Origin of the sequence: Campylobacter sp. IFREMER_LSEM_CL2256, assembly GCF_025771645.1 — a bacterium.
Lineage (GTDB): Bacteria > Campylobacterota > Campylobacteria > Campylobacterales > Campylobacteraceae > Campylobacter_D.
The window spans coordinates 61,009-83,255 of record NZ_JAKMQQ010000006.1 but is presented as its reverse complement, the minus strand read 5'-3'; the positions used below and the strand labels follow the sequence as shown (position 1 = coordinate 83,255).

20 protein-coding genes and 1 tRNA gene are annotated in these 22,247 nt (G+C 31.1%); 19 read left to right on the top strand and 2 right to left on the bottom strand.

Annotation, left to right across the window (positions count from 1 at the left end; genetic code table 11):
* Window positions 1-7 precede the first annotated feature (7 nt).
* From nspC to putP, 11 genes are all read left to right on the top strand, one after another.
* Complete coding sequence (gene nspC, locus L8U00_RS04270; RefSeq protein ID WP_263708616.1) at window positions 8-1,171, top strand: carboxynorspermidine decarboxylase; 1,164 nt, start codon at window positions 8-10, stop codon at window positions 1,169-1,171.
* Window positions 1,172-1,307: 136 nt separating this feature from the next.
* Window positions 1,308-2,237: a formate dehydrogenase subunit gamma gene (locus L8U00_RS04265; protein WP_263708615.1), complete on the top strand. Its 930-nt coding sequence runs from the start codon at window positions 1,308-1,310 to the stop codon at window positions 2,235-2,237.
* A gap of 63 nt (window positions 2,238-2,300) precedes the next feature.
* Window positions 2,301-2,981, top strand: a complete 681-nt coding sequence (locus tag L8U00_RS04260) for a molecular chaperone (protein WP_263708614.1) — start codon at window positions 2,301-2,303, stop codon at window positions 2,979-2,981.
* 176 nt (window positions 2,982-3,157) lie between these two features.
* Complete coding sequence (locus L8U00_RS04255; RefSeq protein ID WP_012661099.1) at window positions 3,158-3,361, top strand: twin-arginine translocation signal domain-containing protein; 204 nt, start codon at window positions 3,158-3,160, stop codon at window positions 3,359-3,361.
* A 16-nt stretch (window positions 3,362-3,377) separates the two neighbouring features.
* Entirely contained in the window at window positions 3,378-6,200 is a 2,823-nt protein-coding gene (locus L8U00_RS04250; protein WP_263678542.1) for a formate dehydrogenase subunit alpha, read from the top strand.
* Between the two features lie 10 nt (window positions 6,201-6,210).
* Window positions 6,211-6,780 (top strand): formate dehydrogenase FDH3 subunit beta, encoded by a 570-nt coding sequence (fdh3B, locus tag L8U00_RS04245; protein ID WP_039662920.1) that lies wholly within the window; start codon window positions 6,211-6,213, stop codon window positions 6,778-6,780.
* A 54-nt stretch (window positions 6,781-6,834) separates the two neighbouring features.
* Window positions 6,835-7,563 carry a winged helix-turn-helix domain-containing protein gene (locus tag L8U00_RS04240; RefSeq protein WP_263708613.1) on the top strand — a complete coding sequence of 243 codons (729 nt, stop codon included), beginning with the start codon at window positions 6,835-6,837 and terminating at the stop codon, window positions 7,561-7,563.
* 48 nt (window positions 7,564-7,611) lie between these two features.
* Window positions 7,612-8,190, top strand: a complete 579-nt coding sequence (gene yedF / locus L8U00_RS04235) for a sulfurtransferase-like selenium metabolism protein YedF (protein WP_263708612.1) — start codon at window positions 7,612-7,614, stop codon at window positions 8,188-8,190.
* Window positions 8,187-9,218, top strand: a complete 1,032-nt coding sequence (selD, locus tag L8U00_RS04230) for a selenide, water dikinase SelD (protein WP_263708611.1) — start codon at window positions 8,187-8,189, stop codon at window positions 9,216-9,218. The genes yedF (L8U00_RS04235) and selD overlap by 4 nt, the downstream gene beginning before the upstream one ends.
* 140 nt (window positions 9,219-9,358) lie before the next feature.
* The gene (locus tag L8U00_RS04225) at window positions 9,359-12,856 is read left to right on the top strand and encodes a bifunctional proline dehydrogenase/L-glutamate gamma-semialdehyde dehydrogenase (protein ID WP_263708610.1); all 3,498 of its coding nucleotides are present in this window, start codon (window positions 9,359-9,361) and stop codon (window positions 12,854-12,856) included.
* 15 nt (window positions 12,857-12,871) lie between these two features.
* Window positions 12,872-14,353 carry a sodium/proline symporter PutP gene (gene putP / locus L8U00_RS04220; RefSeq protein ID WP_039617615.1) on the top strand — a complete coding sequence of 494 codons (1,482 nt, stop codon included), beginning with the start codon at window positions 12,872-12,874 and terminating at the stop codon, window positions 14,351-14,353.
* Window positions 14,354-14,368: 15 nt separating this feature from the next.
* Here putP and yedF (L8U00_RS04215) read toward each other — a convergent pair whose 3' ends face one another.
* Window positions 14,369-14,596 carry a sulfurtransferase-like selenium metabolism protein YedF gene (yedF, locus tag L8U00_RS04215; protein ID WP_012661107.1) on the bottom strand — a complete coding sequence of 76 codons (228 nt, stop codon included), beginning with the start codon at window positions 14,594-14,596 and terminating at the stop codon, window positions 14,369-14,371.
* Window positions 14,593-15,807 carry a selenium metabolism membrane protein YedE/FdhT gene (gene yedE, locus L8U00_RS04210; protein ID WP_263708609.1) on the bottom strand — a complete coding sequence of 405 codons (1,215 nt, stop codon included), beginning with the start codon at window positions 15,805-15,807 and terminating at the stop codon, window positions 14,593-14,595. The genes yedF (L8U00_RS04215) and yedE overlap by 4 nt, the downstream gene beginning before the upstream one ends.
* 157 nt (window positions 15,808-15,964) lie before the next feature.
* Here yedE and L8U00_RS04205 point away from each other — a divergent pair.
* From L8U00_RS04205 to ccoN, 8 genes are all read left to right on the top strand, one after another.
* Window positions 15,965-16,062, top strand: a tRNA-Sec gene (locus tag L8U00_RS04205).
* A gap of 24 nt (window positions 16,063-16,086) precedes the next feature.
* Entirely contained in the window at window positions 16,087-17,337 is a 1,251-nt protein-coding gene (locus L8U00_RS04200) for an adenylosuccinate synthase (RefSeq protein ID WP_263708608.1), read from the top strand.
* Window positions 17,334-17,753, top strand: coding sequence for a flagellar FliJ family protein (locus tag L8U00_RS04195; protein ID WP_263708607.1), 420 nt, complete (start codon window positions 17,334-17,336; stop codon window positions 17,751-17,753). The genes L8U00_RS04200 and L8U00_RS04195 overlap by 4 nt, the downstream gene beginning before the upstream one ends.
* Window positions 17,753-18,268: a MotE family protein gene (locus L8U00_RS04190; RefSeq protein ID WP_412175421.1), complete on the top strand. Its 516-nt coding sequence runs from the start codon at window positions 17,753-17,755 to the stop codon at window positions 18,266-18,268. The genes L8U00_RS04195 and L8U00_RS04190 overlap by 1 nt, the downstream gene beginning before the upstream one ends.
* 61 nt (window positions 18,269-18,329) lie before the next feature.
* The gene (locus tag L8U00_RS04185; RefSeq protein WP_039617626.1) at window positions 18,330-18,881 is read left to right on the top strand and encodes a DUF507 family protein; all 552 of its coding nucleotides are present in this window, start codon (window positions 18,330-18,332) and stop codon (window positions 18,879-18,881) included.
* The gene (carA, locus tag L8U00_RS04180; RefSeq protein ID WP_263708606.1) at window positions 18,878-19,996 is read left to right on the top strand and encodes a glutamine-hydrolyzing carbamoyl-phosphate synthase small subunit; all 1,119 of its coding nucleotides are present in this window, start codon (window positions 18,878-18,880) and stop codon (window positions 19,994-19,996) included. The genes L8U00_RS04185 and carA overlap by 4 nt, the downstream gene beginning before the upstream one ends.
* Window positions 19,993-20,655 (top strand): sulfite exporter TauE/SafE family protein, encoded by a 663-nt coding sequence (locus tag L8U00_RS04175; RefSeq protein ID WP_263663809.1) that lies wholly within the window; start codon window positions 19,993-19,995, stop codon window positions 20,653-20,655. Before carA ends, L8U00_RS04175 begins: the two co-directional genes overlap by 4 nt.
* Window positions 20,656-20,778: 123 nt before the next feature.
* Window positions 20,779-22,245 carry a cytochrome-c oxidase, cbb3-type subunit I gene (gene ccoN / locus L8U00_RS04170; protein WP_263663810.1) on the top strand — a complete coding sequence of 489 codons (1,467 nt, stop codon included), beginning with the start codon at window positions 20,779-20,781 and terminating at the stop codon, window positions 22,243-22,245.
* Window positions 22,246-22,247: the final 2 nt, after the last annotated feature.

Sequence of the window (22,247 nt, the reverse complement as noted above, 5' to 3'; positions counted from 1 at the left end):
ATAAATAATGCTAATTAAAAATCATTTAGATAAAGACTTTCAAACCCCTGCTTATATTTTAGAAGAAGATAAACTTAGAAAAAATTGTGAACTTTTGACTAAAGTGAGCGAGCAAAGTGGAGCAAAAGTTTTACTTGCTCTAAAGGGTTTTGCTTTTTCAGGTGCTATGGATATAGTGGGTGAGTATTTATCAGGTTGTACTTGCAGTGGGCTTTGGGAAGCTAAATTTGCAAAAGAATATATGGATAAAGAAATTCATACTTTTTCACCTGCTTTTAAAGAGGATGAAATAGATGAAATCATAGATCTTTCACACCATATAGTATTTAACTCTTTTAATCAGTTTAAAAAATTTAAAGACAAAGCAAGTAAAAAGTCTCTTGGTTTGCGCTGTAATCCAGAGCTTTCAGTGGCTCCAAAAGAACTTTATAATCCTTGTGGTAGATTTTCAAGACTAGGAATTCGTGCGATTGATTTTGAAAATGAAGATTTAAGTGCTTTAAGTGGGCTTCATTTTCATGCTTTGTGTGAAGAAAGTGCGCATTCTTTAGAGCTTGTGTTAAATGCTTTTGAGGCTAAATTTTCAAAATTTATTAAAAATATGAAATGGATTAATTTTGGCGGGGGTCATCACATTACAAAAGAAGGTTATGACACGCAAAAACTAATTGATCTTTGTAAAAAATTTAGCGATAAATATGGAGTGCAAGTATATCTTGAGCCAGGTGAGGCTGTGGGTTGGCAGTGTGGGACTTTAGTTGCAAGTGTGATAGATATAGTAGAAAATGAGAAAAAAATAGCTATTTTAGATACTTCAAGTGAAGCTCATATGCCAGATACTATCATCATGCCTTATACAAGTGAGGTTTTAAATGCTAGAATTTTATCAAGCCGTGATGGGGAAAAATATAGCGAGTTAAAAGAAAATGAATTTGCTTATTTACTTGGTGGTAATACTTGCTTAGCAGGGGATATCATGGGTGAGTATGCTTTTAATCAAGAGTTAAAAATAGGGCAAAAAATAGTATTTTTAGATCAAATTCATTATTCTATAGTTAAAAACACCACTTTTAATGGAGTAAGACTTCCAAATTTAATGTTCTTAGATAAGAATGAAAATTTATCTATGGTAAGAGAATTTGGTTATGAAAATTATTCAAAAAGAAACTAAAAATTGAGTTTTTTTGTAGTTTTTTGCAAATTTATGTTTTTTAAATAAAACTTTTTTTAAAATAAAAATGGAAACTGAAAATTAACAAAACTACAACGCTAAGCTTTGGCTAGTGTGTAATGTTTAGGAGTAATTTATGCATAGGGTTATACTAGCTCTTTTAGCCTGTTTTAACTTTCTATTTGCTCAAGAAAATTTTGAAGTTAAAAATACTCAAATTTGGGATGTGCAAAGAGTGATGAATATAGAAAGTTATCAAAATTTTGGTGCTTTGTGGACTAAACTACAAGGTGAGTATATTGCAAGTGTTGTTTTGATTATACTTATAGTGGTAATTTCAGCTTTTGCATTGCATTATATGGTCATAGGTCCAAAGAAATTTTCTCATGATGGTAAGAAAATTTATGCCTTTTCGGTATTTGAAAGATTGTTTCATTTTGTAGCAGCAATTTCTTGGATTATCCTTGTGCCAACCGGTCTTATTATGATTTTTGGATCATATTTTGGTGGTGGATTTTTTGTAAGAATGTGTAAAAACTTACATGGCATTGCTACTATTTTATTTATCATTTCTATCATTCCTATGCTTTTATGTTGGATTAAAAGAATGCTTCCTGCAAGTTATGATTTAAGATGGATGATGATGGTTGGTGGATATTTAAGTAAAGAGAAAAAACCTGTGCCTGCTGGCAAGTTTAATTTTGGTCAAAAATCTTGGTATTATATAGCTGTTTTTGGTGGATTTTTGATGATAATCACCGGTGCGTTTATGTTTTTCCTTGATTTTAATTCTACTTCTTTACAATCTATTTTTGGAATTTCTCATATAGATATTTTAAGAGCTTCAGCTATCATCCATAATATTTTGGGTATTTTATGTGCGGTATTTTTTGCTATTCATATTTATATGGCTGTATTTGCTATTAAAGGAAGTATCCATTCTATGATTAGTGGTTATAAAGAAGAAGAGGAAGTTTATATTTTGCACTCTTATTGGTATAAAGAATTAAGCGATAAAAAACAAATCAATCCATCATTTACTTACGATTCTAAAACAAAATTTTAAAATCTCACTTGATTTTTTTAAATTTTCCTTGTTATAATCAAATAAAAATAACAAGGAAAATTAATGATACAAGATATTGATCTTTCGCGCAAATATTTTTATGAATTTTTTTCAAAAGCTTTTAATTTTATCGATGAAAAAGAGTTTAAAATTTGGCATGAACAAGTTTTAGTTTTAGCTCAAAGTCCTTTAGATGATAGTTTAAAGTCTGATTTTGAAAAACTTAGCGCATGCGATTTTGCAAGTTTTAAAGAAGAACAAAATGCGGTGTTTTTTGATTTTTCTTACGTGAATGTGCCTATTAGCGCTTCTTTTTATGATGAGGGCAGAGATGATGGCAAAATGAAACTTCAAGCTTGTGAAATCATTAGAAAAACCAAATTTAGAAAAAAAGAAGATTGCAGACAAAGTGAAGATGAATTTGGCTTTTTGTTTGCTTTTATGGCAAGTATTATTGAGCATGATTTAAAAGTTGCACAGCAATTATTTCGCTTTGTGATAAATCCTGTGATAGATGAGTTTGTAGAGAAATTACAAATCCATAAAAACTCAAATTTTTACATTGCTATTGCTAATATTATGAAAGTCTTTTTTACAAACGAAAGGGCTTATTTAGAAGTACAAGCGCCTGTAAAAAAAGAAGGTAAAAGTATAGCAGATGAGGCTTTACAAAGACTTCCTTATGAACCAAGACTTCCTACTAAATTTAGTAAAACAAATATAGAAGAACTTAGCAAATTATAAAAATAAATATGTATTTTGTTACCAAAATACATATTATCAAAATCATCTTTTTATGAAAATAGAAATTAAATAAAATCTTAAGTGAAAATATGCAAAAGTTATAATGTTTAAGTGTGTAAATACTTTAAAATTAAGTATTTATAGTTATTCTTTACTTTTATTTCAAAGGAGAGAACATGGAGGCCAATCAAAGAAGGGATTTTTTAAAAAAATCTTTGAAAATTGGTGCTTTAGGGGTAGTAGCTGGAGCGAGCGTTAATGCTTTAGCTAAAGATGATTACCAAGAGCAAAATACCGTAGTTTTAGGAAAAAGTACTAAAAAAGAAGTGCTTTATAAAAAAACTATGCATTGGGAAAAATACTACAAAATAGCTTACTAATTAAGAAAGGAAGAAGATGGCATTAGCAAGAAGAAATTTTCTTAAGCTTGCTGGTATTGCTGGTCTTGGAAGTGCGGCTTTTGGTAGTGAAAACAAAGCTATTAGAGCTGCAAGTGAACAAGAAGTAGCAAATCCTTATCCAGATTCTAAGATTGTTAGAACAATCTGTAGTATCTGTAGTGCAGGCTGTGGAATTAAAGCAGAAGTACAAGATGGAGTTTGGGTGCGTCAAGAAAACGCTATAGAACATCCTATTTCTCAAGGATCACACTGCTGTAAAGGGATAGATCAAATCGATCTTACTAAATCAAAACAGCGTATTAAATATCCTATGAAAAAAGAAAACGGTAAATGGGTGCGTTTAACTTGGGAGCAAGCTATCAATGAAATTGGTGATAAAATGCTTGAAATCCGTAAAGAAAATGGACCTGATAGCGTTATGTTTTTAGGTTCGGCTAAATTTAATAACCAACAAGCTTATTATTTTAGAAAATTTGCAGCATTTTGGGGTACTAACAATATAGACCACGTTGCTAGAATTTGACACAGCGCAACAGTCGCCGGTGTGGCGAATACATGGGGTTATGGCGCTATGACAAATCATTTTGGTGATGTAACTAAACACTCAAAAATGATGATTATTTTTGGTGCAAATACTGCTGTGGCTAATCCTATTGGATTTAAACATTTATTACAAGCAAAAGATCGTAATAATGCTAAATTGGTAGTTGTAGATCCTGTATTTACAAAGACTGCAGTACATGCTGATGAATACGTAAGAATTCGTCCAGGTACAGATATAGCTTTAGTTTATGGTATGCTTCATTTAATCTTCAAAAATGGTTGGGAAGATAAAGAATTAATCAAAACTAGAACTTATGGGGTTGAAGAAATAAAAGCAGAAGCTGCTAAATGGACTCCTGAAGTTGTAGAAGATGTAACAGGTGTTCCGGCTGCTCAACTTGAAAAAATCACAAGAATGCTAGCTACAATCAAACCTGCTACGCTATTTTGGGCTTTAGGTATTACTCAACACTCAGTAGGTAGCTCTAACACAAGAATTCTAGCTATCTTGCAACTTGTTCTTGGTAATATAGGTAAACCAGGCGCAGGAACAAACATCATCAGAGGACATGATAATGTTCAAGGTGCTACTGATATGGGTTGTTTGGCAGATACTTTACCAGCTTATTATGGACTTGATGATAATGCTTGGAATCACTTCTCTAATGTATGGAATGTCGAAAGAGAGTATTTAAATTCAAGATTTTATTCTAAAGAATGGATGCATGAAAAAGGCTTTTCGCTAGCAAAATGGTGGCAAGGCGTTTTACATGAAGAAAAAACTTATTCTAACTCACCTATCCGCGTACTTTGGGTGCAAGGAACGGGTATTACTTCTATGGCACATACGGTAAAAATTCAAGAAGCACTTAAAAAACTTGATATGATCGTAATTGCTGAGCCTTTTGTAAATGAAGTAGCAGTTTTAGCAGATCGTCCAGATGGTATTTATATCATCCCAGCTTGTACTCAATTCGAAACAGAAGGTTATGTAACAGCGACTAACCGTGCTATGCAATGGCGTTCTCAAGTAGTAAAACCAATTTATGAAAGTAAAGAAGATCAAGAGATTATGTTTGCTTTTGCTAAAAAATTTGGTTTTTATAAAGAATATACTCGTGGTATGAAAATGGAATTAAAAGATCATAAACTTGTACAAACAAGAGATGATAGTGATGATAATTTCATATGGCCTGATGATGCTACAAGAGAAATGAGTAATGGTCTTTTAAGTATAGGCTTAAGAGGTATTTCAGCTGAACGTCTAAGAAAACACCAACAAAATTGGGAACATTTTGATCCTGATACTCAAAGAGGTATTGGCGGTGAAGTTAAAGGTGAATATTATGGTTTACCTTGGCCTTGTTGGGATAAACAACACCCAGGTACTTCTATTATGTGGAATACGGATATTCCTTATGAAGAAGGTGGTATGGGCTTTAGAAATCGCTTTGGTTTAGAGCATGATGGGCATTCTCAATTAGCAGATGAAGCCTTTACTCCAAAAGGATGTAAAGTTAAAGGTGGCTACCCGCAAATCACTAAAGAAAATATCGAAAAAGTGTTTAATATCAAACTAAGCGATAAAGAAAAAGAATTAATGGGTGCTAGCTGGAGCACAGATATTTCAGGTATAATCTTAGAAAAATGTAGAGAAAAAAGTGCTTGTTGTTTAGGTAATGCAAGAGCGAGAATGAAAGTTTGGGAATTTGCTGATCCTATTCCACTACATAGAGAGCCTATTCACTCACCTCGCTGGGATTTGGTTAAAAAATATCCTACTTGGGGCGATCAAGAGAAAAACTTTAGGGTTGAGAGTAAATTTATTAGCGAGCAGCAAAAAACAGATTGGAGTAAAGAGTTTCCAACTATTATTTCAAGTATGCGCTTAGTAAATTTAAGTGGCGCGGGTATGCTTGAGAGAACTAGTAAATATCTTGCCGCAATCACACCTGAGATGTTTGCTAATGTACACCCTGAACTTGCTTTAAAATATGGTATAAATGATGGTGATATGATGTGGATTCACTCGCCACAAGGTACTAAGATTAAAGTAAAATGTGTGCATAATCATTCAGTTACACCAGATAGAATTTGCTTGCCTTATAATTTTGCAGGTATTATGCAAGGAGTGGATTTAAGTTACAATTATCCTGAAGGTACTAAACCTTATACTATAGGGGAAAGTTCTAACACGGTTACTAACTATGGTTTTGATATAAATACGCAAATTTCTGAGTTTAATGCAGGACTTTGCAGACTTGAAAAGGCTTAAGGGGTAAGTTATGGCTAGAATGAAATTTTATGTAGATAATAATCGCTGTATTTCTTGCTTTGCTTGTCAAGTAGCTTGTTCAAGTGCGCATGAAGTACCAGTGGGAATTAATAGAAGGAAAGTAATCACTCTAAATGAAGGTATAGAAGGCAAAGAGTTTTCAACAACTCTTGCTTGCCAACACTGCACAGACGCTCCATGTGAGCAAGTTTGTCCTGTAAAATGCTTTTATATTAGAGCTGATGGTATTGTTTTACATGATAAAAAAACTTGTATAGGTTGTGGGTATTGTCTTTATGCATGTCCTTTTGGCGCTCCACAATTTCCAAGAGATGGTGCTTTTGGCATTAAGGGTGAAATGGATAAATGTACTATGTGTGCAGGTGGTCCTGAGCCTACTAACTCTCATGAAGAAAGAGAGCTTTATGGACAAAATCGTATTGCAGAAGGTAAAGTACCTATGTGCGCTGCGGTTTGTTCTACAAATGCACTTTTGGTTGGTGATGCAGCTGAAGTTAGTGCAATGTATAGAAAAAGAGTTTTACTCAAGGGTCAAAACTTAGGACTTGATGCAAAATAACTCAAAGGGTGTTTACAGGCACCCTTTTTACCACTTATAATCCAAGGTTAATTCATGGAAGAGCTAATTTTACAAATTCAAAAAAATCTTGATGAAAATAATAAACTTACTTGTAAAAAAGCACTAGAACTTTTAAAACAATACTCTAAAGAAGATTTTCAAGTTATTATAAAAGAATTAGGCGTAAAAATTTCAGATTGTGAGCTAGGTCAATTTGGCAAGTTAAATAAAAATATAGCAAAAAGTGAAATTTTGGAAAAATTAGAAACAAAATTAGATTCTAAGCGTCGCATAACATGCAAAGATGCTTTAGAATGTGCTAAAGACTTTAATATGGCTGATATGAGAGCTACACTTAAAACTTATAAAATTGATGTTAAATACTGTGAACTTGGTTGTTTTGAAGAAAAAAAGGGTAAAAAATTTCATGTAAAAAGTAAAATTTGGGTAGAAAATTCTGATGGTGAGTTACTTTTTGGTAAAGGTAAAACAGATATTTTAGAATTAGTAGGAGAATGTGGAAGTATTTCTCAAGCAGCTAAACAACTAGGGATTAATTATAAAAAAGCATGGCTTTATATACAAGATTTAGAAAAAAATATGAAAGAAGAATTACTCATTGCTAAAAAAGGAAGAGGAAGTGAGTCAGGTAGCAAACTTACTCCAAGAGCTTATGAGTTAATTCAAAATTTTAAAATTTTACAACAAGATGTAGAAGAATACACTAATAAACGCTTTAAAGAATTATTTTTCAAGAAAAATCAAGAAAAAGATAAAACTTAATTTGAATACAAGTTATAACAATATATCATTAAATAAAAAAGGTAAAAGATGAAAATTGATTGTAGAGATTTAGCTTGTCCACGTCCTGTGATAGAAACAAAAAAAGCTTTAGAAGAGTTAAAAGAAAATGAAAATTTAGAAATTCTTTTAAATTCTCAAGCTTCCAAAGAAAATGTAATGAGATTTTTAAAATCTTTAAATTTGGAATTTAATGTTAAAGATTTAGATGATGAGAGTATTATTAGCATTGTAAAAGATAGCAATATAGCTCAAACTCAAGAAAAAAAATTACAAGAATACAATGTGTTATTTTTAAAAAGCGATAGGGTAGGCGAGGGAGAACTTGGAAAAAATTTAATGCTAGGCTTTTTAAAAACTTTAAAAGATTTACCTAATAAACCTGCAAAAATCCTTTGTGTTAATGATAGTGTTTTGATGAATACTGATTGCTCTCATATGGCATTTGAAGCCATGAAAGAACTTGAAAATTTAGGAGTTGAAATTTATAGTTGCGGGGCGTGTTTGGAATTTTTTGGCAAAAGCAAAGAGCTTAAAATAGGTAAAATAGGTAATGCTTATGAAATTTTAAATGAACTTTTTGGAAAGGCAAAGATTATCTCTTTATGATATATAAAGATCAAAAACTAACCCAATATGTAAAAGCTGCGGGTTGAGCTGCCAAATTAGACTCGGTGGGTCTTGACAAAATTCTTGGCATTTTAAAACCGCATGAAAACCTTTTAAGTGGTATTGATAATAATGAAGATGCAAGTGTTTATAAGCTAAATGAAGATTTAGCTTTAGTGCAAACTCTTGATTTTATCACACCTGTGGTTGATAGCGCGTATCATTTTGGCGCTATAGCTGCTGCAAATGCCTTAAGTGATGTATTTGCTATGGGTGCTGAGGTGATTAATGCTTTAAATATTGTAGGCTTTGATACTTGTCATTTTAATAATGAAATTTTACTTGAAGTGTTAGAAGGTGCTAGAGTTAAGGTTGAAGAAGCTGGTGCTGTGCTAGTAGGTGGGCATACTATAGAAAATGATGAATTTATTTTTGGTCTTAGTGTAACAGGTGTAGTTCATCCTAAGAAATTTATAGCTAATAATAGCGCAAAAGATGGTGATGTGATTTTACTTACCAAGCCTATAGGTAGTGGTATTATTAGTACTGCTATCAAGGCTGGTTTGCTAGAAAAAGCAAAGATTTTAAAAGCAGTAGAACAAATGAGTTTTTTAAATCTTTATGCAAGTCGTATTTTAAAGAGCTTTAAAAGTCTTAGTGCTTTAAGCGATGTTACCGGTTTTGGCCTTTTGGGACATTTAAAAGAAATGTTAAATAAAGAAATTATGATAGAAGTGTATAAAAATGAAATTCCTTTAATGGATGGAGTTTTGTTAATGGCTAATATGGGGATTATCCCAGCCGGAGCTTATAAAAATAAAGAAAGTCTAAAAATTTGGGTTGATAATTTAAATGAAAAAGATGAGGATATAGTGTATTTTGATCCTCAAACTTCAGGTGGACTTTTAGCTAGTATGAGTGAAAATGAAGCAAATGAAGCTTTAAAAATTTTGAAAGATCACAATATAGAGGCAAAGATTATTGCTAGATGTGTAAGAAATACTCATAATTATTTATTATTGCGCTAATATTTTATTTACAATCAAAAATATATGTTTATATTTGTTACTTTTTTACATAAAAAAATAAATTACAAATAAATATATGTTGATTTTCGTTGCATTTTTTGTATCATAAATACATATTAACTATTAAAGTGGAGGAAAAAATGATACAAAAAGCTTTGCAATTAGCTGAAGAATTACAAAGAAAGATAGAAAGTAATATTTCTCAAAGTGAAAAAGAATTTCATGCCAAAATGCAAAAACTTTTAAACAATCCTAAAAATAAAGTAATGTTAATTGAGCTTTTAGATCGCTCTTTTAGATGTAAAGATAAAAGCGCTAGTTTTGAGCTAATAGAACATACTTTAAATAAATATGGTATAGCAGATTTTTTTAGTGCTTTTGAAAAATTTTTACTTTTTTCATTTTTAAATTTTGGAAAATTTGCACCAACTCTTAGTGTGCCATTTTTCATTAAGCATTTAAGAGAAGATACTAAAGCTATGGTTTTAGATGCAAATCCTAGTGTTTTAGAGCCTCATATGCGTAAAAGAAAAGATGAAGATAAAATTACTTTAAATGTAAATTTAATTGGTGAAGAGGTTTTGGGCGAAGCTGAGAGTGCTTATAGGATGAAAAAATACGAAGAAGCATTAAAAACAAGCTATATTACTTATATTTCTATTAAAATTACTACCATTTTTTCCCAAATCAATATCATTGATTTTGAATACTCTAAAGATGAGGTGGTAAAAAGATTGGATAAATTATATGCTCTTGCTTTAGAGGAAGAAAAAAAGCAAGGTGTGTCTAAATTTATCAATCTTGACATGGAAGAATTTAGAGATTTAGAATTAACCGTTGAAGCTTTTATGGAAAGTGTTGCAAAATACGATATTAAAGCAGGTATTGTTTTACAAGCTTATTTGCCTGATTCTTATGAGTATTTGAAAAAACTTTTTGCCTTTTCTAAAGAAAGAGTTTTAAAAGGTATGAAGCCTATAAAAATTCGTTTTGTTAAAGGAGCGAATATGGAAAGTGAAGAAACTATAGCTTCACAAAGAGGTTGGGCTCTACCTACTTTTTATAAAAAAATTGACACCGATAGTAACTATAAAAAAATGCTTGATTTTGTCTTAGAGGGAGATAATCATAAATATATTAATATAGGTATTGCAAGTCATAATTTATTTGAAATTGCTTATGCTTATACTAGAATTTCACAAGCTGGAGCTTTATCATCTTTTACTTTTGAAATGCTTGAGGGTATGAGTTTGCAATGCTCTTATGAGCTTTCTAAAATGCATGATCTAATACTTTATGCACCAGTTTGTGATGAAGCACATTTTAACAATGCTATTGCATACTTAGTAAGAAGACTTGATGAAAATACTAGTGAAGATAATTTCATGAGATATTTTTTCAATCTTAAAATTAATGATAAAAATTGGCAAATACAAAAAGAATTATTTATAAAATCTTTAGAAGGTGTTGCTAGTTTGGATAATTCTACTCATAGAACTCAAGATAGAAATAATGAAACAAAGGCTATTAGTTCTTATGAGAGTAAAGAATTTAAAAACGAACCTGACACAGATTTTATCTTAAAAGCAAATAGAGAATGGGCTAAGGGTATAAGAGCTAAGTATGAAAATTTAGAAAATTATGATGTCTATCCAGTTGCAAAAGAAGAAATTAAAAACGAAAATTTACAAGTAGTAGAAGTTAAAGATAAAATCAAAAATCGCACTATAGGTAAAGCACACTTAGCAGGCCAAGCAGAGATTAAACACGCTTTAGATGTAGCTAAGAGCTCAAATTTTAGTGATTTAAGTCATGATGAAATTTATAAAATTTTAGCAAAAACTGCTCAACTTGTTAGAGAGCGTAGAGGAGATTTAATAGGTATAGCAGCCTTAGAAGTAGGAAAAACTTTCTTAGAAATTGATCCTGAAGTTAGTGAGGCTATAGACTTTTTAGAATTTTACCCACATTCTTTGGAAAAACTAAAAGAGCAAAATCCAAATACGACTTTTAAAGCAAAAGGCATAGGCGTGGTGATTGCACCATGGAATTTCCCAGTAGGTATTTCAGTAGGAACCATAGCAGCACCTTTGGCCGCAGGAAATAAAGTGATATATAAACCATCATCTTTATCGATGTTAACAGGTTATATGCTTTGTAAATGCTTTTGGGATGCAGGAATTCCTAAGGATGCTTTGATTTTCTTACCTGCTAAAGGTAGTGATATATCAAAATACTTACTTGTCGATCAAAGTGTGAAATTTTCAGTATTAACTGGTGGAGAAGAAACTGCTTATGCAATGCTCAAAGCTAATCCAACATTGCTTTTAAGTGCCGAAACAGGCGGTAAAAATGCAACCATTGTTTCTAAATTTGCCGATCGTGATAGTGCGATTAAAAATATCATTCATTCAGCTTTTTCAAATTCAGGTCAAAAATGCTCTGCTACTTCTTTACTAGTTTTAGAAGAAGAAGTTTATAATGATGAAGAGTTCAAAAAGACTTTGGTAGATGCTGCTAGTTCTATGGCGGTTGGAAATCCATTTGTGTTTAAAAATAAACTTGGAGCTTTAGCAGATAAACCAGATGTGAAATTACAAAAAGCTTTAGATGAATTAGCTCCGTATGAAAGTTGGGCTTTAAAACCTAAATTTATAGATGATAATCCTTATCTTTTAACTCCAGGGATTAAATATGGTACTAAAAAAGGTGATTTTACGCATATGAATGAGCTTTTTGCACCAATTTTAACTGTAATGAAAGCAAAAGATTTAAAAGAAGCTATTGATATAGTAAATTCTACAGGTTATGGACTTACAGCAGGATTTGAAAGTTTAGATGAGAGAGAATGGGAGTATTTTCATACTCACATAGAGGCAGGAAATATTTATATCAATAAACCAACAACGGGAGCTATAGTTCTAAGACAACCTTTTGGTGGTATTAAAAAATCAGCCATTGGTTTTGGTAGAAAAGTTGGAATTTATAATTACATTACCCAATTTTTAGACATAGAGCAAAGTCAAGCTGATCAAAATGTTTTAGACAATGAATTAGTATCAAATTTAAACGCTTTAAGCTTGGATTTAAATGAAAAAGATAAAGCCGATTTTGAAGTCATTAAAGCTATGGCAAGAAGCTATGCTTACCATGCAAAACATGAATTTGCAAGTGCGAAAGATTATGTCAATATAAGAGGTGAGGATAATCTTTTCTCTTATACAAAGGTTAAAAATATCGCTTATAGAGTGCATAAAGATGATAGTTTAAAAGATATTTTAGGAGTTATTTTAGCAGCTAGTGTATTAAATATTGATCTTGTTTTAAGTTATGATGAGCATGAAAAAATAGATCTTGTGCAAAAGATTAATCAAAAAATTAGTTCAAAAACTTTATTCCTTAAAGAAAGTAAAGAAAATTTCATTAGCAAAATAGCTGATTATGAGAGAATTCGTTATTTTGCTCCATTAGATGTTAATGATGAAATTTTCATAAAAGCAGCAAGTTGTGCAAAAATCATCGCTAATGCTAAGCCTTTAATAAATGGGCGTTTTGAGTTGCTTTTATATCATAATGAAAAAGCTTTAAGTATATCTTTCCATCGTTATGGAAATCTAGGCATTCGTGCTTTAAAATAATATAAAGGAGATAAAATGGAGGTTGTTCAAATTAATACTCAAATTGCGATAATGTTTGTCGCATATTCAGCATTAATGCTTTTTATCGGATTTTATTTTTATAAACAAAATAAAAATTCAGAGGACTATTTTTTAGGTGGTCGTTCTATGGGACCAGTGGTTTCAGCACTTAGTGCTGGAGCTTCTGATATGAGCGGTTGGCTTTTAATGGGTTTACCAGGAGCGTTATATGTAAGTGGTTTGGCTGAAAGTTATATTGCAATAGGTCTTAGTATAGGAGCGTTTTTAAACTGGGCTTTTGTAGCAAAAAGACTTAGAATTTATACTAGTGTGATTGCAAATTCTATTACAATTCCAGATTATTTTGAAACAAGGTTTGATGATGATAAGCATATATTAAGAGTGGTTTGTGCTATTGTTATTTTAATTTTCTTTACTTTTTATGTTTCTTCAGGACTTGTAGGTGGAGCAAAACTTTTTGAAGCAACTTTTGGAATTCAATATGATTATGCTTTAACTACAGGAACTGTTATTATAGTTGCTTATACATTTTTAGGTGGATATAAGGCAGTTTGTTGGACGGATTTGATTCAAGGCTTATTAATGATGAGTGCTTTGATTGTTGTGCCTATAGTGATGATTTATCATTTAGGTGGCTTTAGTGAAGCTGTTAATATAGTCAAAGAAATTAAGCCAAATACTTTTTCTATGGGAGAAGGATTAAGCTTTTTAGGTATAGTTTCAGCGCTTTCATGGGGACTTGGATATTTTGGTCAGCCACATATTTTGGTGCGTTTTATGTCTATAAGATCAACTAAAGATATTCCAACTGCTACTTTTGTAGGAATTTCTTGGATGGTTATATCTTTAATAGGTGCTTGTTTGATAGGTATTTTAGGTATAGCTTATGTGAGTAAATTTGAGCTTAGTTTGCAAGATCCTGAAAAGATTTTTATCGTAATGTCACAATTACTTTTTAATCCTTGGATAGCAGGCATTTTACTTAGTGCTATTTTAGCAGCTATTATGAGTACAGCAAGTTCGCAATTACTTGTTTCAAGTTCAACTATAGCAGAAGATTTTTATAAAAGAATTTTTAATAAAGAAGCATCTAATAAAACAGTGATGACTTTGGGTAGATTTGGTGTTTTAGCAGTAGCTGTGATAGCTTTTATCATTTCTACTGATAAAAACTCAAGTGTATTAAGTATAGTAGCTTATGCTTGGGCGGGATTTGGAGCAAGTTTTGGTTCTGTAATGCTCTTTTCGTTATTTTGGTCAAAAATGACAAGATACGCTGCTATTGCAGGTATGATTACCGGTGCAGTTGTGGTTGTAGCATATAAAAATTTCTTAGCCGAGTGGCTTAATTTTCCTATATATGAAATTATTCCAGGATTTTTAGCTGCTTCTGTTGTGATTGTTTTAGTGAGCTTGGTTACAAAAGTGCGTCCAGGAACTAAAGCAGCTTATGAAACAATGTTAAAACATCTTTAATATATTCAAAAGCCTTTAAGGCTTTTGAATTAAAAATCTAAGCGTTGGGCCATCTTGATTTATTTCTAGAATTTCAAAACCACGATTTTTAGCATCTTGAGGTATAGAATTGATACTTTGCGGACAGTCGCATAAAATTTCTAAAACTTCACCTGATTTTAGTTCTTTTAAGGCATCAATAGTGGCTATAGCAGGGTATGGACAAGCTTCACCTTCTAAATTTAAACTATAATGAATAATCATATTTTTCCTTTTTTATTTTGTTTGAAAAAGAATGATTTTTTAAACTTTAATATAAATAAAAATAAAATTGCAAATAAAGTTAAATTGATTACTAAGCCATTAAAATAACCAAATTCATTTAAAAGATGAATCTTTACTCCATCTGTTAAGAAATTTGGAAAAAAATCGTAGCTTAAAGCTAATATCATAGTGCCAATAATATTTGCAATACCCACTATAATAAAATGACTTTGTCCTTCACAAGCTCGATACATCCAGCCACACTCGCATCCTCCGGCAAAAACTATCCCAAAGCCAAATAAAAAAGCACCTAAAGCAATATTTGGTGATATTTCTATTATTTTGCTAGTGTGTCCTTGTAAGATAAATGCAAAAGCTATTAAACAAGCTATAATCATACCTATTAAAGCTCCCTTTATGGCATTATCTCTACCAAATAAAAATAAATCTCTAAAGCAAGAAGTAAAGCAAATTTGAGCTCTAGATATGATAAAACCAAAAACAAAGCCAAATATTAACGCTAAAGGAAGAATACTTTCTTTGTTGTTAATATTTAAAGGTTGTTTTTGTAGTATAAGTACAACATAAGTTATAAAAATTATAAACACACCAAATCCTATATAAAAATATATCTTTGCGGTTTTATTGTGTGTTTTTAATGGTTGGTTTTCTTTACAAACACGTTGTAATTTGGCTTTTGGTTTAAAAGGTGATAGATTGCAAACTTTAACAGCTAAATAAATCCCTAAAATCATAAATAAAGTAAAAACCCAAGTATGTAAAGAAAAATAAGGCAAGCCTGTAAAAAAATTTGCTAGGTTACATCCAAAGGCAAGTCTTGCGCCAAAACCAGATAAAATTCCACCTATAATAGCTTGAAAAATTCGAATTTTGCTAGCAGGTAAGCGCCATTTGAATTTATTTGCTAAAAATGCAGCGCTTAAACACCCTATAAACATACCTATAAGCATAATACCATCAATTCTTGTTAAGGGAGTACCGTTTAAATTTTGCTTTTGATAATAAGAATAAGAGCTTAAGTCTATACCAAAAAATTCTAAAAACTCTCCACCCCAGCGTGTCATTTCGCCAGTGACTGCCCAAACACTACCAAAAATTCCAAAATAAATAGCACTTAAAATTCCAAGCATAATCATGCCTTTGGAATTATCCCAAAAATTTATAAAAAAAGATTGTTTGAAAGAATACATTGTTGTATCCAAAAATTGTGATTGTCAAAACTTGACACTAAAATAAAAACTACTATTATAACTAAGAATTTTGATAATAAAATAAAACAAAACCACTTATAACTTTAAGTATTTAATTTTTGTTTTAATTAAAAATATTAAGATATAATATCTTTTTGGAAGGTTAGCTTATCTGGTGATGGCCACTGACTTCAAATCAGATGAAAGGGTAGTTGACTACTTTTTGGGGAGTTCGATTCTCTCACCTTCTCGCCAAATTTAAGTCAAAATGGAGTTTTTATGAGTAAAGCAGATATTGTCGTTGGTATCCAATGGGGTGATGAGGGTAAAGGTAAGATAGTTGATAAACTATGCGAAAATTATGATTATGTTTGCAGGAGTGCAGGTGGACATAATGCAGGTCACACTATATGGGTTGATGGTATAAGATATGCTTTACATTTAATGCCATCAGGTGTTTTAAATAAGCAATGTATTAATGTTATAGGAAATGGGGTTGTAGTTAATCCTGATGTATTAATTAGTGAAATGGCTCAATTTGAAAATTTAGAAGGAAGATTATTTATAAGTGATAGGGCTCATTTAAATTTAAACCACCATGCTTTGATTGATCAAGCAAGAGAAAGACTTAAAGGCGATAAAGCTATAGGTACAACAGGCAAAGGTATAGGACCAAGTTATGAAGATAAAATAAGTCGCAATGGACATAGAGTAGGGGAGTTGCTAGAGCCTGAAAAACTTTGTGAAAATTTAATGAAAGATTTTGAACTTAAAAAAACTTATTTTAATGCTTTGGGTATCGCAATGCCTAGTTATGATGAAATCTTAAAAGATTTAAAACGCTTTAAAGAAGTATTAGCACCATATATTACAGATACTACAAGAATGCTTTGGAAAGCTTTAGATGAGGATAAAAAAGTATTATTAGAAGGTGCGCAAGGATCAATGCTTGATATTGACCATGGAACTTATCCTTATGTTACTAGTTCAACAACTATTTCAGCTGGAGCTTTAAGTGGTTTGGGGTTAAATCCAAAAGAAATTGGAAAAGTTATAGGTATAGTAAAAGCTTATACAACAAGAGTGGGAAATGGAGCTTTTCCAAGTGAAGATTTAGGTGAAGATGGTGAAAAAATAGGACTTATTGGTAAAGAAATCGGTGTAAGTACAGGTAGAAAAAGAAGATGTGGTTGGTTTGATGCGGTTGCGGTAAGATATACCGCAAGATTAAATGGCTTAGATACTTTATCATTAATGAAACTTGATGTATTAGATGGTTTTGAAAGTGTTAAAATTTGTAAAGCTTATGAGTATAAGGGACAAGAAATAGATTATGTACCTTGTGATTTAGAAAATGCTAAACCTATTTATGAAGTAATGGAAGGTTGGGATAAAGTTGCAGGGATTAGGGATTATGATTTGTTACCTGAAAATGCCAAAAAATACATTAAACGTTTAGAAGAATTAAGTGGTGTTAAAGTAGGCTATATCTCTACAAGCCCTGAAAGAGAAGATACTATCATTTTATGAAAAGCAAATATTCTTCTGTGATTAAGCTTAGAAAACAACAGCTTGATAAAGCAGAAGCAAATTTAACTAAAACAAGACAAAAGCTTTTGCAATGCGAGGAAGAGCTTAAAGAAGCCTCAAAAACTTGCGAAAGCTTAACTTTAGCCGAAAAGGGTTCGATAGCTTTGTTAAGATCGTCTTTAAAAATGCAAGAAATTGCAAGAGAAGGCAAGCAAAGAATTAAACAAAAATTGGATTTAACCAAAAAAGAATTAGCGCATCATCAGCATTTATATAAAAAAGCTCATTTGGAATTTGAAAAAATCAAAGTTTTAGAAAATGAAGAATTAAAAAAGATTCAAAAAGCCTTACAAAAAGAAGAAGAAAAATTTATAGATGAACTTGCTATAACAAGGCATTTTAATAAGGATAAATAATGAAAAAAATAATATTTTTATTAATTTTTTTAAATTTTGTAAATGCGCAACAAAATTGTGAGCAATATTTTGAAGCAAGAAAAGAGCAAATGCAAGAACAAATTAGAGAATATGATGAGGCAAGACAAAGTTTAGAAGCATATAGAGCATCTTTTGAAGCTTTGCAAAAACAAAAAATGCAAGCTTTGGTACAAAAAGAAGCTGATATTAATGCAAGTTTAGAACAAATCAAAAGCTTAAAAGAACAAAATGAACGTATATTGAAAGCAACTAGAGAAAATCTCCAAGCGATTAATGATAAAACTATGGGGCGTATTACAGAAATCTATGCAAAAATGAAAGATGTGGCTGTTGCAGGTATATTAAGTGAAATGGAACCTGATGAAGCTTCAAAAATTCTACTTTCGCTTGATCCTAGAAAAATTTCATCCATTATGGCAAAAATGGAACCTAAGAAAGCTTCAGATTTAACATTACTTTTAAAAAATTTAGATCAAAATGCAAGTTCGCAGTAAGTTTTAAGCAGTTTTTACCTTTTTTTTAGTATTATTTCAATAAAAATAAAAAGGTGAATAAATGCGTATCAAACCAGCTCACATACCTTATATAGCAAATAAAATAATACTTGATTTAATGCATTCTTCTTTTGTTAAAATTAAAGATGATAGTCAAAAACTTTTAAAAATAGCAAAAGAGATTATAGAAATAGATGTTTTAAACGAGCGTAAGCTTGATGAAAAAGCAAAAGAGCTTTTAGAAAGCCAGGAAGATGAAATCGAGTTTATGCAAATAGATAGAAAAAGTATGTTTTGGATGATTAAGAAAAAATTAGCAAATGAGTTTAAATTTATGCTTGATAGTGAAGATAGATACAATAACCTTTCTCATAAAATTTTAGAAAATTTAGTAGAAGAGGATTTGATAAATTATAATGTATCAGAAAATCGTGTGAAAAATCTCATTTTCTCAAGTATTATGTCTTATTTAAAAGAGTATGAAAATTTAGAAGATTTGGTTTATGAAAAAATTTCAAATTATAAAAGAAAGCTTATCCCAGGTTCTGAAGAATATGAATTGGTGTTTGAAAAGCTTTACCAAGAAGAGCTTAGAAAAAAGGGACTTTTATGAAAGCATATATTTATATAGAAAATGATGTTTTTTTAAGTGCAAAGGCTTTTGGAGAAAGTGGAACTTTTTTTGGTGAGCTTGTTTTTAATACTTCTTTAACGGGCTATCAAGAGATTATTTCTGATCCTTCATATGCGGGCCAATTTGTGGTTTTCTCAATGCCAGAAATTGGTATAGTTGGCGTTAATGATGAAGATAATGAAAGCAAAGAAGTTTTTGCTAGCGGTATGATCATAAGGGAATTAAATGAAGATTATTCTAATTTTAGAGCCAATGATTCTTTGAGTGCTTATTTGAAAAACCATGGCAAAATAGGACTTTGTGAAATTGATACAAGATTTTTGGTTAAAATGATTAGAGATCAAGGAAATTTAAGAGCTATAATATCTACTGAAATTAAAGACAAAGAAGAGCTTAAGAAAATGCTTCTTTCTAGTGCTAAAATCGATGAGGTAAATTATGTAGCACAAGTTAGCACTAAAAGCTCTTATAAGCATAATAAAGGTGCTTGGAATCATAGCAACAAAACTTATGAGAATGTAAAAGCAAATGGTAAAAAAGTAGCTGTGATTGATTATGGTGTAAAAGAAAATATTTTAAATGAACTTGTGAGTGTAGGACTTGAAGTAGAGGTTTTTCCTTATAATACCAAGGCAAAAGATTTGATTGATTTATACCAAAAAGGTGCAATTCATGGAGTATTTTTATCCAATGGACCAGGTGAGCCAAAAATTTTAAAAGATGAAATTACAGAGATTAAAAAATTAGCAGAAGCAAAAATTCCTATGCTAGGTATTTGTTTAGGGCACCAGCTTTTAAGTAATGCATTTGGTTATGAAACTTATAAGATGAAATTTGGTCAACATGGAGCAAATCATCCAGTAATTAATCTTACAAATAATACAGTAGAAATCACAGCGCAAAATCACAACTATAATGTTCCTGAAGAAATAGCAGAGGTTGCAACAATTACTCATAGAAATTTATTTGGTGATAATGTAGAGGGTGTAAAATACAAAAATTATCCTATCATTTCAGTACAACATCACCCAGAAAGCTCCTCAGGACCACATGAGAGCAAATACATCTTTAAAGAATTTTTAGAGCTTTTGTGAATTTAGATTTTATTGCTTTAGCGAGTATAGCTTTTCTTTCTAGCTTTGGACATTGTTATGGAATGTGCGGAGGTTTTATTTTAGCTTATACTCAGCTTTCAAAGCAGATCAAACTCCCTTTTTCTCTTTTGATTTTCTCTTATCATTTATCTAGAATTTTTGCCTATGTCTGTTTGGGCGTATTTTTTGGATTTTTTGGAAATTTATTTTCTTTTAGCGAATTTGCAAAAGGTATAATGCTTTTTACTATCGGGATTTTTATGGTGGTTTTAGCTTTTGCTTTAATTTTTAAAGGAAAATTGTTAGCTTTTTTTGAAAGCTCTTTAATTTTTGACTGTGTCATTAAAAAAAACATTTCAAGATTAATTCAAAATAAGTCTTTAAAAAGTACTATTTTTTTAGGCTTTTTAAATGGTTTTGTACCTTGTGGCTTGGTGTATTTTTATATAGCTTTTGGAATGAGTGTACAAAATGTATACTTATCAGCGTTAATTATGCTTGTTTTTGGACTTTCAACACTGCCTGCTTTGGTATTTTTTGCTTATTTTTCTAAAACACTGAGTGAAAAATTTCAAAAAACAGCTAGTTTGATTTCTTATATTTTAATATTTTTTTATGGCTTGTATTTTTCTTATATAGGTTTTTCTTTAACTCGATAAAATTTATTATTTACTTATAATTCTTAATAGATGATTAATCATTGTGATTTTAAGCTAAAAAAGATGATAATTATCATATAATATAGCGATTGCATATTGCAGAAAAAAACTTAAGGAGAGGAAATGCACCCAGGAAATGCATTAAACTATGACTATACGGTTGCTAAATATTTTATGTTTGCTACCTTATTGTTTGGTGTTATTGGTATGGCTATTGGAACGCTTATTGCCTTTCAAATGGCTTATCCGGATTTAAACTATTTAGCTGGTGAGTATGGCACTTTTTCAAGACTTAGACCATTGCACACTTCAGGTGTAATTTTTGGTTTTATGCTCTCAGGAATTTGGGCTACTTGGTATTATATTGGTCAGCGTGTGCTAAAAGTTAGTATGGCAGAATCAAGCTTTTTAATGTTTGTTGGCAAACTACATTTTTGGCTTTATATGATCACTATGATTATAGCTGTTATTACTTTGTTTGCAGGTATTAGTACTTCAAAAGAATACGCAGAGCTTGAATGGCCACTTGATATATTGGTAGTTTTAGTTTGGGTTTTATGGGGTGTAAGTATTTTTGGGCTTATTGGAATTCGCCGTGAAAAAACTTTATACGTTTCACTTTGGTATTATATAGCTACCTTCTTAGGTATAGCAATGCTTTATCTATTTAATAATATGGCTGTACCAACTTATTTTGTAAGTGGAATGGGCGATTGGTGGCATAGTGTTTCTATGTATGCAGGAACTAATGATGCGTTAGTTCAATGGTGGTATGGACACAATGCTGTTGCATTTGTATTTACTGTTGGTATTATTGCTCAAATTTATTATTTCTTACCAAAAGAAAGTGGTCAGCCAATTTTCTCATATAAGTTATCTTTATTTGCGTTTTGGGGCTTAATGTTTGTTTATCTATGGGCAGGTGGACACCACTTGATTTATTCTACTGTGCCTGATTGGATGCAAACTATGGGTTCAGTTTTTTCAATTGTGCTTATTTTACCTTCTTGGGGTTCAGCAATTAATATTTTACTTACTATGAAAGGTGAGTGGAGTCAATTAAGAGAAAGTCCGTTGATTAAATTTATGATTTTAGCTTCAACTTTCTATATGTTCTCAACTTTAGAAGGTCCTATTCTTTCTATTAAATCAGTTAATGCATTAGCACACTTTACAGATTGGATTCCAGGACATGTTCATGATGGTACTTTAGGTTGGGTTGGCTTTATGACTATGGCTGCACTTTATCACATGGTGCCTAGAATGTTTAAAAGAGAACTATATAGCAAATCATTAATGGAAGCTCAATTTTGGATTCAAACTACAGGTATAGTATTGTACTTTAGTTCTATGTGGATAGCAGGTATTACTCAAGGTATGATGTGGAGAGCTACTGATGAGTATGGTAACTTACTTTATACTTTCATTGATACTGTTGAAGCTATTGTTCCTTATTATTGGATTAGAGCTGTGGGTGGCTTGTTATACTTAGTAGGATTTTTCATGTTTGTTTATAATATTTATAAATCAATTTCAGTGGGTAGAGTGCTTGATAAAGAGCCAAAAAGTGCTTCACCTATGGCAGCATAAGG

Coding starts and splice junctions, on each gene's coding strand:
- nspC (WP_263708616.1), top strand. CDS start 8: ATGCTAATTAAAAATCATTTAGATAAAGACTTTCAAACCCCTGCTTAT.
- L8U00_RS04265 (WP_263708615.1), top strand. CDS start 1,308: ATGCATAGGGTTATACTAGCTCTTTTAGCCTGTTTTAACTTTCTATTT.
- L8U00_RS04260 (WP_263708614.1), top strand. CDS start 2,301: ATGATACAAGATATTGATCTTTCGCGCAAATATTTTTATGAATTTTTT.
- L8U00_RS04255 (WP_012661099.1), top strand. CDS start 3,158: ATGGAGGCCAATCAAAGAAGGGATTTTTTAAAAAAATCTTTGAAAATT.
- fdh3B (WP_039662920.1), top strand. CDS start 6,211: ATGGCTAGAATGAAATTTTATGTAGATAATAATCGCTGTATTTCTTGC.
- L8U00_RS04240 (WP_263708613.1), top strand. CDS start 6,835: ATGGAAGAGCTAATTTTACAAATTCAAAAAAATCTTGATGAAAATAAT.
- yedF (WP_263708612.1), top strand. CDS start 7,612: ATGAAAATTGATTGTAGAGATTTAGCTTGTCCACGTCCTGTGATAGAA.
- L8U00_RS04225 (WP_263708610.1), top strand. CDS start 9,359: ATGATACAAAAAGCTTTGCAATTAGCTGAAGAATTACAAAGAAAGATA.
- putP (WP_039617615.1), top strand. CDS start 12,872: ATGGAGGTTGTTCAAATTAATACTCAAATTGCGATAATGTTTGTCGCA.
- yedF (WP_012661107.1), bottom strand. CDS start 14,596: ATGATTATTCATTATAGTTTAAATTTAGAAGGTGAAGCTTGTCCATAC.
- yedE (WP_263708609.1), bottom strand. CDS start 15,807: ATGTATTCTTTCAAACAATCTTTTTTTATAAATTTTTGGGATAATTCC.
- L8U00_RS04200 (WP_263708608.1), top strand. CDS start 16,087: ATGAGTAAAGCAGATATTGTCGTTGGTATCCAATGGGGTGATGAGGGT.
- L8U00_RS04195 (WP_263708607.1), top strand. CDS start 17,334: ATGAAAAGCAAATATTCTTCTGTGATTAAGCTTAGAAAACAACAGCTT.
- L8U00_RS04190 (WP_412175421.1), top strand. CDS start 17,753: ATGAAAAAAATAATATTTTTATTAATTTTTTTAAATTTTGTAAATGCG.
- L8U00_RS04185 (WP_039617626.1), top strand. CDS start 18,330: ATGCGTATCAAACCAGCTCACATACCTTATATAGCAAATAAAATAATA.
- carA (WP_263708606.1), top strand. CDS start 18,878: ATGAAAGCATATATTTATATAGAAAATGATGTTTTTTTAAGTGCAAAG.
- ccoN (WP_263663810.1), top strand. CDS start 20,779: ATGCACCCAGGAAATGCATTAAACTATGACTATACGGTTGCTAAATAT.